The organism is Streptomyces rishiriensis (assembly GCF_003112535.1).
Lineage (GTDB): Bacteria > Actinomycetota > Actinomycetes > Streptomycetales > Streptomycetaceae > Streptomyces > Streptomyces rishiriensis.
The window spans coordinates 690,073-706,712 of sequence record NZ_BEWA01000002.1; the positions used below are offsets into that span (position 1 = coordinate 690,073).

Sequence of the window (16,640 nt, forward strand, 5' to 3'; positions counted from 1 at the left end):
GGCCGACCTCCCCGGCCGCCCGACCGTCCCCGCCCTACCGTCGTCCCCGCCGGGTCCTCGGACCCGCGCGGACCGCGGTCAGCGGATCTCGAGGATCTTCTCCCGCATCGCGTACACGACCGCCTCCATCCTGGAGTGCAGCTGCAGCTTCTCCAGGATGTTGCGGACATGGTTCTTCACGGTGTTCTCGGAGATGAACAACTCCTTGGCGATGTCACGGTTGTTCATCCCCGTCGCCACCAGCTTCAGCACCTCCAGCTCCCGGTCCGTGAGCCGCGGCGCGGGAACGAGCCGGCGCTCGTCCGTCCGCTGGATCATCGACTTGAACTCGGTGAGCAGCTTCGACGCCATGGAAGGGCTGATCTGCGACTGCCCGTCGGCGACCGCGCGGATCGCGGTGGCGACCTCGTCCGTGGAGATCTCCTTGAGGAGATAACCGGTCGCGCCCGCCTTGATCGCCTCGTAGAGGTCGGCCTCCTCGTCGCTGATCGTCAGCATGATGATCTTCGCGCTGGGGGCCACCTCCTTGATGGAGGTGCAGGCCTCGATGCCGCCGCGCTTGGGCATCCGGACGTCCATCAGCACGATGTCGGGCAGCAGATCGGCCGCCTTGTCCACCGCCTCGGCGCCGTCCCCCGCCTCACCGACGACCTGGATGTCCTCCTCGGCCGCCAGCACGATCTCCAGCCCCCGGCGGAACAGAGCATGGTCGTCCACGACAAGGACTCTGATCGGCTCCTTGTGTGAAGTGCCCCCGTCCGGGCCCATGCCGACGACGCCGTCGTCGACATCGTCGTCCCGCATCGGTCCGAAGGTGTCCGCCATCGTTCCTCCCCCTGAAGGCTGTGGCCGTGGTCCTGAGCCATCGCCAACCCAAGGCAACGACCCACCGGTTGAGCCGCCCTGCCATGATTCCATGCCCGGACCACAACGCGGCCACCGAGCGAGGCCCCAGGGGTCGCGCACGGGTGCCCCTGGGGGCGCACACGCGCTCCAGGGGCACACCGCTCACCAGTCACCGGGCAGGATCAGCCGCCCAGCGTGCCACCCGCCTCGGGTGCGTGCGCCTGGGCCACCATCGGGTCGGTGTCGAGGTAGATCACGCCGTAGTCGTAGGCGTGCCGCCGGTAGACGACGCTGGGCTGCTTCGTCTCGGAGTCGACGAACAGGTAGAAGTCGTGTCCGACCAGTTCCATCTCGTAGAGGGCCTGGTCGAGTGTCATCGGAGCGGCTACGTGGGTCTTCTCGCGCACCACGAGGGGGCCGTCGCCCTGCACCTCGAGGGAGCCGATCTTCTTCGTCGGCACACTGTTCGCCTCGCCGGCCGGCACGGGCTGCCCGTCGCCGTTGAGCGTGGCCACGCCCGGGACGTGGTCGGGAACCTCAGCCGCGGACAGCCTGCGGGAACCGCGGCGCGTGTACCGCTTGTCATGCTGCTTGCGCAGCTGGGCGTCCAGCTTCTCCGCCGCCAGGTCGAGTGCCGCGTACGCGTCGCTGGCCGACGCCTCCGCCCGGATCACAGGGCCGCGGGAGTGGAGCGTGATCTCCACTCGGTCGCACCGGTCGGCTTGTCGGGGGTTGGGCTCCTTGGACACCTCGACGTCGAGGCTGATCACCTTGCCGTCGAGCTTCTGGATCTTCTCCAGGTTCAGCTTCTCGGCCACGTGCTTGCGGAACCGCTCGGGCACCTCGGTCTTGCGGCCCTTGACGACGATGTCCACGCAGAACTCCGTTCCCGGATCACTCCGCTTCGCAGGCGGAGCGTCTCCCTTTTGCACCAGGCTCCGGTGAGTACCGGAACCTCCGACTCGGCGACTTCCACCTCCTCCTCCCCCATGGGCGAGATCTACACCCCAGGTGCTGCAGGGGATTACGAAAACCCGCAGCACGGCATTCGGATTTGAGAGGTGTGGCCTGCGGCTTTCCCTCACAACCGAACATATCTCGCCCGGACGGATGTCGTCACCCTCTACTGCGGCGTACCTCCGTTCAGGTCAATTGACTCTCTCATTACCTGCAACGACGCAAGTTATCGATCAGTTCCGGTTTATTTCGAATGAGCCCGGCGATGCCGCGACCACGGCCGCGCACAGCACGTCACCCGGACGGCCGGAGCAGCCCGCACCGCCTTCACCGCCCGACCCCGACGCCCCCACCGGGGCGCCGCCTGTGCCCTCCTCCCTCGCACCGGACGGCTTCACCTTTCTGCGTTCCCGAGTCACACCCCCGTACACGGCCCCCGCACCACCACCACACATCCCACCCTCCGTCTCCCCGACGTCCTTCACGCTCCCCGTACCCGCACCGCCGCCGTCCATCCGCCCCACCTGCGCCGCACCGCCCAACCGGCCGAACGGGCGACGCTCAAGGCGTTCCGGGTCCCCGGAGCACTCCCGGCCCACCGGGTCCTCCGGGTCCTCCGGGTCCTCCATATCCACCGGGTCCACCGGGCCGGCTCGGTCCGGACCCGCCCCCGTCGCCTCCCGCACCGCACGAGCCGCCTCCGCCAGCGAAGCGCCCGTCGTGACCAGGTCGTCGACGAGCACCACCGGAGCACCGCACAGCACCCGCACGCCCCGGGCGCCACGGCCAGCGCGCCCACCAGATTGTCGAGCCGCCCCCGGGAGTCGAGCCCCGCCTGATCGGCCACCGGCCGCCGCTGCCGCAGCACCGCGGCCACCCGCGCCGGCACCCCGGTCCGCCGCAACTCCCCGGCCGCAGCCAGCGCGATACGCCGCGCCGGATCATGACCACGGGCCCGGACGGCGGCACGGGAGGAGGGGACGGGGACGAGGAGGACGCCGCTGGGGGGTTGGGGGGCCTCCCCCTCCCCCACCCCCGCCCCCCGCAGCCCCGCCCGCACCGCTCCCGCCAGCGCCGCTCCCAGAGGGCGTGCGAGCGCCAGCGCGCCGCGTTCCTTGTGGGCCAGCAGCACTGCCCGTACCTCGTCCGCGTACGGGGCCGCCGCGTGCACGGCGGGCAGCCCGGGCGGTTCGAGCACGGGCCGCACCCGGAACGGCACGGTCCCCGTCCCGCACAGTGCCGTGCGGCACTGCGGGCAGAGCACCGTCCGTGCCCTGCCGCAGCCCCCGCATTCGCCGGGCAGCACCAAACCGGCGAGTTCCTGCCACCACCTGCGAACGGCTTCCACGTGGATCACTGTGCCAGCGCCGGAGACTGCTCACCAGCCCTGTGGAAAACCACCCGGAGCGGTCTGTGGATAACTCGAACTCAGGCGACGGAAGTCGACGGGGCGACGGAAGTCGACGGAAGGCGTCGGAAGGCGGTCGCAGCCGATCGGGCGGACAATCGAGTCACGCGGAAAACGCAAAGGGCGCGAGGGCTTCACCGTTCACGGAAGCGGACCTCCCAGGAGGGCGAGGCCCGCCCGGCAACTCCCGTCACCGGCCAGGAATGGGTTCACCCCGGGTAGAACGCGACCGAGGCGGTCTCCTTCAGCGTGCGCCATCCGCTCCCGCCGGGCAGCCACAGCAGCCCGTCCTTGGAGGTCGCGAACAGCGGGAGGTCGCTGTCCTCGGACGCGGCGATGCTCCGGACCTCCGTGAGGCCCGGCAGTGTGCCCGCCTCGGGGAACGAGCCGTCGCACTGCACGTACTGGACCTGCTCGACGCCGCCTGCCTCACGCCCGACCACCACGAGGCGGCTGTCCCCGGCCCACGACATGGCCGTGACCTTTTCCAACTCGGGTGTCGCGGAACGCAGTTCCTGGACCGACATCGCCGGTCGCGTGCCGTCGCCGACGCCTCGTTCGATCCGCCCGATGAGCAGCGACTGCTTGCCGCCCTTGTCCACGACGAGCGCGATGCGCACCCCGTCCGCCGCCACGCGCACGGCGTTGATCCGGCCGTCCAGGCCGGGGGTGAGCACCTTGAGGGGCTCGCCGCCGCCCTTCTCCAGCAGGAGCAGCCGCGGGTCCGCGGGATCGCGGTCGGCGACCCACAGGTCGCCGTGGGCGTCCCAGCTGGGCGTGGTGAGCCGGTCGGTCTCCGTCTTGCCCTTGCTCTCCAGGACGGGGTCGCCGATGGAGTTGCCGGACAGGGTGGAGGCGACGTAGAGCGTCCTGCCGTCGAGGGCGACGCCGGCCGCGCTGTGCTCGTCGTGGGCCACGGCTACCGAGCGCAGCGCCTTGGCGCCGTCGCCGAACGCTCCGGGCACGGGGTCGGCCTTGGTGTCGCCGCTGCCGCTGGCCATCCGCACGAGCCGGTGCTGGGCGTCGATGAAGTAGAGGTAGCCGGGGCTGCTCTGCGAGCCGCGGGCGGCGACGGCGGCGGCCCGTTCCTCGTTGAGGGAGCACAGCTGGGTTCCGCCCGCGCGCAGCGCGACCTCGTCGACGGTGGGGGCCAGGCTCTGCAGGGAGAACAGCAGTTGGGCCGCCATCTCGTCGCACTTGCCCTGTCCGATGTGGGCCGCCCTGTCGTTGAGCGGCACGGTGAGCTTGTTCTGGTCGTCGGGCGTCAGCGAGGTGACGCCCTTGGACAGGGCGGTGCCGGTGGGGAAGCTGGATCTGACGACGGGGCGGAGCCAGCTGGTGGGGCCGGTGAGCACGGAGCGCACCATCTGCGTCATCGGGTCGACCCGCTCGCGTACGTAGACGGGGTCGGCGACGGCCATGGGCTGCCCGGAGGCGTCCGCCTTGGTGTTGGACGCGAAGTAGTACTTGTTGACGGCGACGTAGTTGCGCTGGAAGTCGGACTTGCCCATGACGACGCCTGTGGGGAGGGCGTCGATGCGCCACTGGCCGGTCTTCTTGTCGCGGGTGAGGTGGACCGGCTGGCCGTAGCTGCCCGAGGCGGGCGCGTACGACTGCTGGGCGTCCACGGTGGCGACGCGGGTGCCGGTCAGGACGAAGGAGAAGTCGTCGCCGCCTTCCCTGGTCCCGGCGGGGCCGGCCTCGGTGGCCGGTCCGTCGGCGAGGACCGTGGTGGAGCGTTCGGGCTCCCATGTGCGGGCCGCCCGGTCGGTCAGGTACTGCCGGGCCGTGGAGTAGCGGGGGTCGTCGCTGGTGAGCGCCTCCAGGAAGCCCTGGACGATCTCGGCGGGCGGTGCGTCGTCCCGGGGCGGCATCGCGAACACCCGTACCTGGGTGTCCTGGCGCGGGGTGGACTCGACGTTGCGCAGGTCCCCGCTGTCGGGCATGGAGGCGCATCCGGACAGCAGGACCACACCGCAGGCGGCGTACGCCATCGCGCGCCCCGGCGTGCGGCCGCTCCGGGTTCCCCCCTCGCGCTGCTCAGCGCCCACGAAATGCCTCCCCTTGCTCGTCCACGCCCTCCGCGCCGGCGTGCGACCGGCCCCGGTTCCCCCTGGACGCCGTGTGTGCGACGTCGTCCGCCGGGCCCGGGTCGCCTGGAGCGCCGGTGCCCGCGGTGTCCGCCCGGTCCGGGCTCCGGCTCTCCGCCGTCGTCCGGGGGGCGGGTTCGTCCTGGTGCCGTGCGCCGCCCGAGCCCGGCGCGGGCCGGGACACCACGCGCGCGCCGTTGCCGGGCAGCGCCGTGGGGTCGGCCGTGGGTGGCGTCGTGCCCGTGCGGGGCGTGAGCGGGGTCCGGGCGGCCGACGACTGTTCCGTGGCGGGCTGTACGGGGACCGTCGCGCTCTTCTGGCCGCCGCCGCGCGGCACGCCGGCGTCGTCGAGCTCTCCCCTGTTGCGGCGGGAGTCCTTGGGTTCCAGCGGTATCGGTGAGCCGCGCAGCGGTTCGTCGGCGGTGCGGGGCAGGGTCAGCCGGAACTGGGAGCCGCCGCCGGGCTCGCCCCAGGCCTGCAGCCATCCGCCGTGCAGTCGCGCGTCCTCCAGGGCGATGGACAGGCCCAGGCCGGTGCCGCCGGTGGTACGCGCGCGTGCCGGGTCGGCGCGCCAGAAGCGGCTGAAGACGCGGGTGGCCTCGCCGGGCTTGAGCCCGACGCCGTAGTCGCGCACCGCGATGGCGACGGCTCCGCCCGCGGCGGCGAGTTTGACGATGACGTCCTTGCCCTCGCCGTGTTCGACGGCGTTGACGACGAGGTTGCGCAGCACGCGCTCCACGCGCCGGGCGTCGGCCTCGGCGACGACGGGCTGCTGGTCGCCGAGGACGCGGACGGTGGCCCCCTTGCGTTCGGCGAGCGGCGCGGCCCCGCTGACGACGCGCCGTACGACCTCTCTGAGGTCGATCGGCTCGGCCTCCAGGGCTGCGGCGCCGGCGTCGAAGCGGCTGATCTCCAGCAGGTCGGCGAGGAGCGTCTCGAAGCGGTCGAGCTGGTCGGCGAGGAGTTCCGCGGACCGGGCGGTGACGGGGTCGAAGTCGACGCGGGCGTCGTGGATGACGTCGGCGGCCATGCGGACGGTGGTCAGGGGGGTGCGCAGTTCGTGCGAGACGTCGGACACGAACCTGCGCTGCATCCGTGACAGCTCCTCCAGTTGCTGGATCTTCAGCTGGAGGTTCTGCGCCATCTTGTTGAAGGCCTCGCCGAGGCGGGCGATGTCGTCCTCGCCGGTGACCTTCATCCGCTCCTGCAGGCGTCCGGCGGAGAGCCGCTCGGCGATCCCGGCGGCCATCCGCACGGGTGTGACGACCTGCCGCACGACGAGCCAGGCGATGGCTCCGAGGAGGACGACGACGAAGAGTCCGGCGGTCGCGAGGGTGCCCTTGACCAGGCTGAGCGACTTCTCCTCCTGCGTGAGCGGGAAGAGGTAGTACAGCTCGTAGGCCTCGCCGTTGGGGTCGTTGATCTGTTTGCCGATGACGAGTGCGGGCTGCGATTCCTTGTCGTTGAGGTACATGATGCGGGAGTAGCTCTGCACGGCGCCGGTGCCGCTGTTGACGCGTTCGCGCAGGTTCTCCGGGACGCTCTTGTTGGGGTCGACGAAGCCGGAGGCCCGCGGCCCGCGGCCGCCGCCGCTGTCGTCGACGGGGGGCAGGGTGACCACGTCGAAGGCGCCCTGTCCGCCGCTGGACAGCGACAGTACGAGCTCGCTCATCCATTCGGTGACGTTCTGCGAGCCGCGGCCGCCCGCCGGTGCGGTGCCGTCGGCGGGGCGGGAGCCGACGGCTTCGTCGGCCTTCTGCTTGGCGACGGCGAAGCCGCCGGTGGCCTGGCTCTGGGAGGCCCTGACCTTGGCGTCCAGCAGTCCGTTGCGGACCTGCCCGATGACCACGAAGCCCAGCAGCAGGACGACGCCGAGCGACATCAGCAGCGTTGTGGCGACGACCTTGAGCTGGATGTTGCGCCGCCACAGCCGCATGACGGGAAGCAGCGGCCGACGCACCCAGCGCAGCAGCAGCCTCAGGACGGGGCTGTTGCGCACCCCGTCCCGCAGCAGTCCGCGCCCGAGGAGGCGGGCGGAGCGTGATCCCGGCGTGTCACGGCCGACAGGCCGCTCCGGGCGGGCCCCGGACCGTCCGGGGGCCGAAGCGGCGCTGTCCCCGGTCATGTCAGCTGGGCCCTGCCTTGTATCCGACGCCACGGACGGTCACCACGATCTCCGGTCGCTCCGGGTCCTTCTCGACCTTGGAGCGGAGTCGCTGCACGTGCACGTTGACCAGGCGGGTGTCGGCGGCGTGGCGGTAGCCCCACACCTGCTCCAGGAGCACCTCGCGGGTGAACACCTGCCAGGGTTTGCGTGCGAGCGCGACCAGCAGGTCGAACTCCAGCGGGGTCAGTGCGATCGACTGTCCGTCCCGCTTCACGGAGTGGCCCGCCACGTCGATGACGAGGTCGCCTATGGCGAGCTGTTCGGGCGCGGGCTCCTCCGACCTCCGCAGCCGGGCCCGGATGCGGGCGACCAGCTCCTTCGGCTTGAACGGCTTCACGATGTAGTCGTCGGCGCCGGACTCCAGCCCGACGACCACGTCGACGGTGTCACTCTTGGCCGTGAGCATCACGATCGGCACTCCGGACTCCGCCCTGATCAGGCGGCACACCTCGATGCCGTCCCGTCCGGGCAGCATCAGGTCCAGCAGCACCAGGTCGGGCTTCGCCTCACGGAAAGCAGCCAGCGCCTTGTCGCCGTCAGCTACGAAAGACGGCTCAAAACCTTCACCACGCAACACGATGCCGAGCATCTCGGCCAGTGCGGTGTCGTCGTCGACGACAAGGACTCGTCCCTTCATAAACGACATCATCCCATTCTCGTAACAGTGAAGGTTGCCCAGGTGAGCAGGGTCACCGGCCTGTGACGATAGTCGTATGGAGCCGTCACTGTCTGCCCCGGTCCGCAGACGTCGATGTCAGCACTGATGTCAGCGGTGCGCTGGTAGCCGGAGGGCGCACCCCGACCCGGATGGCCGTGACCGCATCGCACGCTGCGTGATGGTGTCGCAGTCTGAAGGCGTGACCGATCGCGACACAAGGCGAGTCCGGCTGAGACGATCACGCCTAGTGTGGGCTGGCGCTTCCCTGATGGTCATGGGCGTGGCTCTGCTCGCCTGCCCCCGCGGCCGTGACCACCGTCACGGTCACAGAAACACAGACCCTGCTGTCCGGGGTGGCGGCGGTACGACGGCAGGAGGGTCGAACTCGACCTCCCCAGCACCATCACCGCAGTCGCGGGACTCATCACTGCTGGTGTCGGGGCAGCCTCCTCTTTCGCAGGGAAGAGGAGGGATCGACCGCCGGCTGACGATTCTGCTGCGCGGTAAGCGATCATTCAGCACACCTGGTCGGCGAAGCCTCCGAAGAACTGGTTTCAGTGGGTGCCCAACTCGACCGTCGTTGTCGGACGTTGGTCTGACCTGACCTATGTGCGCTACATGTCGTCGCTTGTCGACGAACCGGGGACGTGCCTTCACCGATGGTGCGCTTACGTTCGGTGCCGACCGCTGCTGTTCGCGCTGTCGGTGTCAACGGCTGGTGTCAGCCGCCATACGCGGCCTTGACGTCGGAGCCGGCCGAGGAGCTGACCTCGGCCGGCACCGTGGCCACCGCGCGCCGCGCCCTGCGCTCGCCGGCCACAAGCCACTCGTACCGCTCTCGCCCGGACGGCGCCCCCGCCGGCCCGCCCCGGACAACCCTCCGCTGGCCGCTGGCCGCCTGCAACCGGCGGCCCGCGCCACGGAGATCGGCTGCGTCGGCATCATGGCCGCGGCCCGCCGCCGCAGGGGCCGGCAGCCGCCGCGACGACGACCCCGGCCGCCCACACCCGCACGCACGGCGTGGGGGGACAGGGTCTTCCTCGCCCACGCGAAAGAGACCGTCGCCCGCCTCCGCGCCGGACTGGGCTACCGGCCCGCCGGCCTCGCCCTCCTGATCGCCGGCCGACCGCCCGCGCATAGCCCGCCTACGCGCCGCCTCCGCACGGCGCCGGACGGCCGACGACCGTCACGTCCGCTCCCGGGCCTGGCCGGCCTGGGCGCACATCTCGGCGAGCGCTTCCGCCGTCACGGGCGAGATCGCTCCCTCCTCGGTGACGATCGCCGTCACCAGCTCGGGCGGCGTCACGTCGAACGCCGGGTTGTAGGCCTGGGTGCCCAGCGGCGCCACCGGAACGCCGCCGCCCGCTCCCATCACCGGCGCCTGGGGCGCGCTGACCTCCGTCACCTCGTAGCCGGGCCGCTGCTCGACTTCGATCGACGCCCCGTCCGGCGTCTGCGGATCCACCGTCGTCACGGGCGCGACCACGATGAACGGCACGTGGTGGTAGCGCGCGAGCACCGCGAGGGGATAGGTGCCCACCTTGTTCGCCACCGATCCGTCGGCCGCGATGCGATCCGCCCCGACCAGCACGGCGTCCACCTCTCCCGCAGCGAACAGCGACCCCGCCGCGTTGTCCGTCAGCAGCGTGTAGCCCATGCCGTTGCGCGCCGCCTCGTACGCCGTCAGGCGAGCGCCCTGCAGCAGCGGACGGGTCTCGTCCACCCACAGCCGGCGAAGCCGCCCGACCCGGTGCGCCGCGAGCGCCACCGCGAACGCGGTGCCCTCCCCGCCCGACACCAGTGCTCCGGTGTTGCAGTGCGTGAGGACACGATGCCCGCCGCCCGGCAGCAGCTCGTCGAGCAGCGCCAGCCCGTGCTCGGCCATCCGGGCGCTCGCCTCGGCGTCCTCGCGGTGGAGCTGCCGTGCGGCCGCGAGCGCGGCCCGCGCGCCCTGCGCGGGATCACCGCCCTGCGCGACCTCCGCCTGGTAGGCGGCCCGGGCCCGGCGCACGCCGACGGACAGGTTCACCGCGGTCGGCCGGGCCCCGGCCAGCGCGTCGGCGGCGTCGTCCACGTCGAAGCCGCGCACGGCGGCGAGCGCGACGCCGTACGCCCCCGCGATGCCGAGCAACGGCGCACCGCGCACCGCCAACGACCGGATCGCCTCCACCAGCGCGGACGCGTCGGTGCACACCAGCTCGACTTCCTGGGCGGGCAGTCTCGTCTGGTCGAGAAGAACCACCACGGGACCCTCGGGCGGCTCCTCCCATCGAATCGCAGGAATCTCGCTCGGCCGCTTGTCCTCGCCGGATTGCGCGTACTGATCAGCCATGCGATCAGTCTGCCCCCGAACCGGCGGACAATTGAAGGTGTGCAGCCCCTACCGCGGCCGGTCCACCGATCGGCCCACCATGGCACGATGGCTCCCAACCTGCCGCCGCGACCGCGGACGGGCACCGTGAAGGAGCGACGATGAACGACACTCCGGGCTGGGCCTCGCCCGGATCCGCCCCCTCCGACGGACAGGAGCCCGGGTCGTCCCGCCCCGCCGAGCCCGCCGACCGCCCCGACGGCGCCCAGCCCGCGGACCAGCCGGACGCCGGCCCGCAGAACCCCGGCACGAAGTGGTCCAAGGAACAGCCGCCACCCGGCCAGTGGTCCGCGCCCGCAGGCCCCCGGAGCCCCGGCCAGGCCCCGCCGCCCCCACCGCCTCCGGCTCCCGGCGCGGGCTGGGGCGGCCCCCCGCCCGCCGGACCGGGCGGCGGACACCCAGGCGGCCCCTCCGGCCCCGCGGCCCCGGGCCCACAGGGCGGATACGGCGGTTACGGCGGTTACGGCGGGCCCCAGGGTTACGTCCCTCCCGCCGGCTGGGGAGGAGGCTGGGGCGGCCCCCCGCCCGCGGCGAAGCCGGGCGTGATCCCGCTGCGCCCCCTCGGCGTGGGCGAGATCCTCGACGGCGCCGTCGCCACCATGCGCACCTACTGGCGCACCGTCCTGGGCATCTCGCTGAGCGTCGCCGTCATCACCGAGGTCGTCGTCGTCCTGCTGCAGGGCCTGATCCTGAACGGCTCCACCGACACCGCCGCCCTCGGCGACCCCAGCGCCACCGTCGACGAGCAGCTCAACGCCATGGGCGACGCCATGCGCGCCACCGGGCCCATCCTCCTCATCACCCTCCTGGGCACCATCACCGCCACCGCCTTGCTGACGGCCGTCACCAGCCGGGCGGTGCTCGGCAAACCGGTCACCCTGAAGGAGGCCTGGCGCGACGCCCGCCCCCAGGTGCCCAGACTGTTCGGGCTGATCTTCCTGCTGGTGCTCATCGCCGCCGCCGCAGCCGCCGTGTGCCTGCTGCCCGGCATCCTGGTGAGCGTCCTCGGCGACGACGACGCGGGCGCCCCGCTGCAGGCCTTCGGCATCCTCGCCTCGTTCGTCCTCGTGCTGTGGCTGCTGATCCGCTTCTCCCTCGCCTCGCCCGCGCTGATGCTGGAGAAGCAGGGCATCAAGAAGGCGCTCGGCCGCTCCGCGAAGCTCACCCGCGGCTCCTGGTGGCGCGTCTTCGGCATCCAGGCGCTCGCCCTGCTCATCGCGAACATCGTCTCGATGATCGTCGTCGTGCCGTTCGCCCTCCTCGGCGCCGCCCTGAGCGACGGGGGCGTCAGCGGCATGACCGAGGCAGGCGCCGAGTACGGCTGGACGTACCTGATCGTCAGCGGCGTCGGCTCGGTCCTCGGTTCCATGATCACCTTCCCGATCGCGGCCGGCGTCATCGTGCTCCTCTACATCGACCAGCGCATCCGCCGCGAGGCCCTCGACCTCGATCTGGCCCGCGCCGCGGGCCTCCAGGGCTACGGCTCCCCCGCCCCCGGCGCCACGACGGGGAGCTGATGCGGTGAGCCCGACGGGGGGAGCACTCACCGCGCCGCACCCGGGCAGCCTGCCCCCGCCGACGCTGCCCGGCCTCGCCGACGGCGCCCCGGCGGCCCTGTCCCGCACCGCCGGCAGGGCTCTGGCCGCCTTGGCGCGGGCGGGCGGCAGCGCGGCGTCGGCCCCGGCCCGCTCGGGCGACCGGCCTCCGGTCACCGTGCCCCGCGACCCCGCCCGGGAGGCGGCCCGCCGCGAGCTGTCCAGGGACCTGTACCACCAGAACGATCCCAGCCTCCTCCAGCGCGCCCTGAACACCCTCTGGGACTGGATCGGCGACCTGTTCGACAGCGCCTCGGCCGCCACCCCCGGCGGCACACTCGGCCTGCTGGTCGTCGTCCTCGCCGTCGGGGCCGTCCTGGCCGCCCTGTGGTGGCGCCTCGGAACGCCCCGCCGACGGCCCTCGTCCGCAGCCGCCCTGTTCGGCGACCGCCCCCGCAGCGCCGCCCAACACCGCGCGGCCGCCGAGGCGCACGCCGCCCAGGGCCACTGGAACCAGGCCCTGCAGGAACGCATGCGCGCCCTCGTGCGTGCCCTGGAGGAACGGGCCCTCCTCGACACACGCCCGGGCCGCACGGCCGACGAGGCCGCGGCCGAAGCGGGCCGCGCCCTGCCCGCCCACACCGACCGACTGCGCACCGCGGCCCGCGACTTCGACGACGTCACATACGGCGGCCGCCGAGCGACCGAGCAGGCGTACCGGCGCATGGCGGAACTCGACCTCGACGTGGAACGCACCACCCCCCGGCCGGCGGCGAGCAGCCCCCGCACCACGGCCTCTCCCGCCCGCCCGGGAACCGCCGGATGACGACCCAGGCCACGCCCCCGACCACCACGGCGTCCCGCACCGCGCACCAGCTGTGGACCCGCGCGCGCGGACTCACCCTCGCCTTCGCCCTCCTCCTCGCGGGGGCCGTCACACTCGCCGTGCTCCAGTCCGACGCCCGTCACGGCGCCCTCGACCCACGCTCCGCCGACCCCTCCGGCAGCCGAGCCATCGCAGAACTCCTCGCCGACCACGGGGTGTCCACCCGCGTGGTCACCTCCCTGGCCGAGGCTCGCACCGCAGCACGCCCCGACACCACCCTCCTGGTCGCCGCCCCCGACCTCCTGACGCAACCTCAACAAAGGGAACTGCACTCGTCGATCGCCCACTCCGGCGGCCGCACCCTCCTCGTCGCCCCCGGCAGCCCCTCCGTGGACACCCTCGCCCCCGAAGTGAGCGCCGACCCGGCCAACAGCCGCAGTTCCGCCCTCTCCCCCGACTGCACCCTGCCCGCCGCGCGCAGCGCCGGCACCGCGGAAACCGGCGGCATCCGCTACACCACCCACCGCCCCGACGCCGACGAGTGCTACCCCAGCGAGCGCCTCGCCACCCTGCTCCGCATCCCGGACACCTCCGGCGACGGCGACACCGTCGTCCTCGGCGCGCCCGACATCCTCTCCAACGAACGTCTCGACAAGCAGGGCAACGCCTCGCTCGCCCTCCAACTCCTCGGCTCCCGCACCCATCTGGTCTGGTACCTCCCCTCGCTCTCCGACGCCTCAGCCACCGCCCCGGACGACGGAAAAGGCTTCTTCGACCTGCTCCCGTCCGGCTGGCTCTGGGGCACACTTCAGCTCTTCGTGGCGGCAGCCCTCGCCGCCCTCTGGCGGGCACGCCGACTCGGCCCGCTCGTGCCCGAGAACCTCCCCGTGGCGATCCGCGCCTCCGAAACCGTCGAAGGCCGCGCCCGCCTCTACCGCAAGGCGGCCGCCCGTGACCGCGCGTCCGCCGCTCTTCGCTCCACCACTCGCACCCGCCTCGCCCCTCTCCTGGGCGTCCCCGTCGCCCAGGCGCACGCGCCCGAGGCCCTCCTGCCCGCACTGTCCGCCCACCTCCACGGCGACGGACAGTCCCTGCACTCCCTCCTCTTCGGCCCGCCACCCGGCGACGACACGGCCCTGATCGCACTCGCCGACCAACTCGACGCCCTCGAAAGAGAGGTACGCCGTCCATGATGGACCCGACCACTGACAACGCCGGGACGACCGGGGATCCGGGCCGATCCCGCGCCTCCCTGGAAGCCCTGCGCGCCGAGATCTCCAAGGCCGTGGTCGGCCAGGACCCCGCCGTGACAGGCCTCGTCGTCGCCCTCCTCTGCCGCGGACACGTCCTCCTCGAAGGAGTCCCCGGAGTGGCCAAGACGTTGCTCGTCCGCGCCCTCGCCTCCGCACTCGAACTCGACACCAAACGCGTCCAGTTCACCCCCGACCTCATGCCGAGCGACATCACCGGCTCCCTCGTCTACGACGCCCGCACCGCCGAGTTCTCCTTCCAGCCCGGCCCGGTCTTCACCCATCTCCTGCTCGCCGACGAGATCAACCGCACCCCTCCCAAGACCCAGTCGTCCCTCCTCGAAGCCATGGAGGAACGCCAGGTCACCGTGGACGGCACCCCCCGCCCCCTGCCCGACCCGTTCCTGGTCGCCGCGACCCAGAACCCCGTCGAGTACGAGGGCACCTACCCCCTCCCCGAAGCCCAGCTGGACCGCTTCCTCCTCAAACTCACCATCCCGCTCCCCTCCCGCCAGGAGGAGATCGACGTCCTCACCCGCCACGCCGAGGGCTTCAACCCACGCGACCTGCACGCCGCCGGCGTACGCCCCGTCGCAGGGGCCGCCGACCTGGAAGCCGCCCGCGCGGCGGTCGCCAAGACCACCGTCTCCCCCGAGATCACGGCCTACGTCGTCGACATCTGCCGCGCCACCCGCGAATCCCCCTCCCTGACCCTGGGCGCGTCCCCACGCGGTGCGACCGCCCTCCTGGCCACCGCACGCGCCTGGGCATGGCTCACCGGCCGCGACTACGTGATTCCGGACGACGTCAAAGCCCTCGCCCTCCCCACCCTCCGCCACCGCGTCCAGCTCCGCCCGGAGGCAGAGATGGAAGGGGTGACCGCGGACTCGGTCATCAACGCCGTCCTCGCCCACGTCCCCGTCCCCCGCTGATGGCGCTCACCGGACGCACCGCGCTCCTCGCGGCCCTCGGCTCGCTCCCCGTCGGCATCTGGGACCCCGGCTGGACCGGCATCCTCGCCGTCAACGCGCCCCTGGCCGTGGCCTGCGCCTGCGACTTCGCCCTGGCGGCGCCGGTCCGCCGCCTGGGCCTGACCCGCTCGGGCGACACCACGGCCCGCCTCGGCGACCCCGCGGACATCACCCTCACCGTCACCAATCCCTCCCGCCGCCCCCTGCGCGCCCAGCTCCGCGACGCCTGGCCGCCCAGCAGCTGGCACCCCGGAGCGGAATCGGAGGCTTCCCGCCACCGACTGACGGTCCCGCCCGGCGAGCGTCGCCGCATCACCACCCGTCTGCGCCCCACTCGCCGAGGCGACCACCGCTCCGACCGCATCACGATCCGCTCCTACGGCCCCCTCGGCCTCTTCTCCCGCCAAGGCGCCCACAAAGTCCACTGGACGGTGCGCGTACTGCCGCCCTTCTCCAGCCGCAAGCACCTCCCGTCGAAACTGGCCCGGCTACGCGAACTCGACGGCCGCACCAGCGTCCTGACCCGCGGCGAAGGCACGGAGTTCGACAGTCTGCGCGAGTACGTCCCCGGCGACGACACCCGCTCCATCGACTGGCGGGCCACAGCACGCCACTCGACGGTCGCCGTCCGCACCTGGCGCCCCGAACGGGACCGGCACATCCTCCTCGTCCTCGACACCGGCCGCACCTCCGCGGGACGCGTCGACGACGCTCCCCGCCTCGACGCCGCCATGGACGCCGCCCTCCTCCTCGCCGCCCTGGCATCCCGCGCCGGCGACCGGGTCGACCTCCTCGCCCACGACCGCCGCGTACGCGCCCTGGTCCAAGGCCGCACGGCACGCGACGTCCTCCCGTCCCTGGTCAACGCCATGGCGACCCTCGAACCCGAGCTGGTCGAAACGGACGCGCGCGGACTAGCCGCCGCAGCCCTCCGCACGGCTCCCCGCCGCTCCCTCATCGTCCTGATGACGACACTCGACGCCACCCCGGTCGAGGAAGGTCTCCTCCCCGTCCTCCCTCAGCTCACCCGCCGCCACACGGTGCTCGTGGCGTCGGTCGCCGATCCGCACATCGCCCGCATGGCCGGCTCCCGCGGCAACCCCGACGCGGTCTACGAAGCCGCGGCCGCCGCCCAGGCCCAGGCCGAACGCCACCGGACCGCCGAACAACTGCGCCGGTACGGCGTCACCGTGGTCGACGCGACACCGGAAGATCTCGCCCCCGCACTGGCAGACGCCTACCTCGCACTGAAAGCAGCAGGACGCCTGTAAAACAAAACGGGCTCTCCAGCAGGAGAGCCCGAAAATCAGCCGACGACAATACCCCGAACGCAGAAAACCCCCGCACCATAGGTGCGGGGGTCTCCCGTAAAATTTGTTCGGCGGTGTCCTACTCTCCCACAGGGTCCCCCCTGCAGTACCATCGGCGCTGTAAGGCTTAGCTTCCGGGTTCGGAATGTAACCGGGCGTTTCCCTCACGCTATGACCACCGAAACACTATGAAACTGTCCAGCCGCACCACACCGTGACCATGGCATGGGGCTGTTCGTGGTTTCAGAACC

11 protein-coding genes, 1 rRNA gene and 1 pseudogene are annotated in these 16,640 nt (G+C 72.3%); 5 read left to right on the top strand and 8 right to left on the bottom strand.

Annotation, left to right across the window (positions count from 1 at the left end):
• Positions 1–78: 78 nt before the first annotated feature.
• The 7 genes and pseudogenes from Sri02f_RS04750 to mtnA form a co-directional block, all read right to left on the bottom strand.
• Positions 79–825, bottom strand: coding sequence for a response regulator (locus tag Sri02f_RS04750; protein ID WP_108999758.1), 747 nt, complete (start codon positions 823–825; stop codon positions 79–81).
• Positions 826–1,028: 203 nt separating this feature from the next.
• Positions 1,029–1,721 (bottom strand): ribosome hibernation-promoting factor, HPF/YfiA family, encoded by a 693-nt coding sequence (gene hpf / locus Sri02f_RS04755; RefSeq protein WP_108999759.1) that lies wholly within the window; start codon positions 1,719–1,721, stop codon positions 1,029–1,031.
• A gap of 747 nt (positions 1,722–2,468) precedes the next feature.
• Positions 2,469–3,151: pseudogene (locus Sri02f_RS42545) on the bottom strand (ComF family protein); the annotation flags it as partial.
• A 269-nt stretch (positions 3,152–3,420) separates the two neighbouring features.
• Positions 3,421–5,262 carry an LpqB family beta-propeller domain-containing protein gene (locus Sri02f_RS04770; protein ID WP_108999761.1) on the bottom strand — a complete coding sequence of 614 codons (1,842 nt, stop codon included), beginning with the start codon at positions 5,260–5,262 and terminating at the stop codon, positions 3,421–3,423.
• Positions 5,252–7,426 carry an MtrAB system histidine kinase MtrB gene (gene mtrB / locus Sri02f_RS04775; protein WP_108999762.1) on the bottom strand — a complete coding sequence of 725 codons (2,175 nt, stop codon included), beginning with the start codon at positions 7,424–7,426 and terminating at the stop codon, positions 5,252–5,254. Before mtrB ends, Sri02f_RS04770 begins: the two co-directional genes overlap by 11 nt.
• Position 7,427: 1 nt before the next feature.
• Positions 7,428–8,117, bottom strand: a complete 690-nt coding sequence (mtrA, locus tag Sri02f_RS04780; RefSeq protein ID WP_187283109.1) for a two-component system response regulator MtrA — start codon at positions 8,115–8,117, stop codon at positions 7,428–7,430.
• Positions 8,118–9,312: 1,195 nt separating this feature from the next.
• Complete coding sequence (gene mtnA, locus Sri02f_RS04790) at positions 9,313–10,458, bottom strand: S-methyl-5-thioribose-1-phosphate isomerase (protein WP_108999764.1); 1,146 nt, start codon at positions 10,456–10,458, stop codon at positions 9,313–9,315.
• Between the two features lie 140 nt (positions 10,459–10,598).
• Here mtnA and Sri02f_RS04795 point away from each other — a divergent pair, with 140 nt between their 5' ends.
• From Sri02f_RS04795 to Sri02f_RS04815, 5 genes are all read left to right on the top strand, one after another.
• Complete coding sequence (locus Sri02f_RS04795) at positions 10,599–12,014, top strand: glycerophosphoryl diester phosphodiesterase membrane domain-containing protein (protein ID WP_108999765.1); 1,416 nt, start codon at positions 10,599–10,601, stop codon at positions 12,012–12,014.
• Positions 12,015–12,111: 97 nt separating this feature from the next.
• The gene (locus Sri02f_RS04800; RefSeq protein ID WP_108999824.1) at positions 12,112–12,858 is read left to right on the top strand and encodes a DUF4129 domain-containing protein; all 747 of its coding nucleotides are present in this window, start codon (positions 12,112–12,114) and stop codon (positions 12,856–12,858) included.
• Positions 12,855–14,051, top strand: a complete 1,197-nt coding sequence (locus Sri02f_RS04805) for a DUF4350 domain-containing protein (RefSeq protein WP_108999766.1) — start codon at positions 12,855–12,857, stop codon at positions 14,049–14,051. Before Sri02f_RS04800 ends, Sri02f_RS04805 begins: the two co-directional genes overlap by 4 nt.
• Positions 14,051–15,040 carry an AAA family ATPase gene (locus Sri02f_RS04810; protein WP_108999767.1) on the top strand — a complete coding sequence of 330 codons (990 nt, stop codon included), beginning with the start codon at positions 14,051–14,053 and terminating at the stop codon, positions 15,038–15,040. Before Sri02f_RS04805 ends, Sri02f_RS04810 begins: the two co-directional genes overlap by 1 nt.
• Positions 15,040–16,350 (top strand): DUF58 domain-containing protein, encoded by a 1,311-nt coding sequence (locus tag Sri02f_RS04815; RefSeq protein WP_108999768.1) that lies wholly within the window; start codon positions 15,040–15,042, stop codon positions 16,348–16,350. The genes Sri02f_RS04810 and Sri02f_RS04815 overlap by 1 nt, the downstream gene beginning before the upstream one ends.
• 105 nt (positions 16,351–16,455) lie before the next feature.
• Here the strand turns inward: Sri02f_RS04815 and rrf are convergent.
• A 5S ribosomal RNA gene (rrf, locus tag Sri02f_RS04820) occupies positions 16,456–16,572 on the bottom strand.
• Positions 16,573–16,640 lie beyond the last annotated feature (68 nt).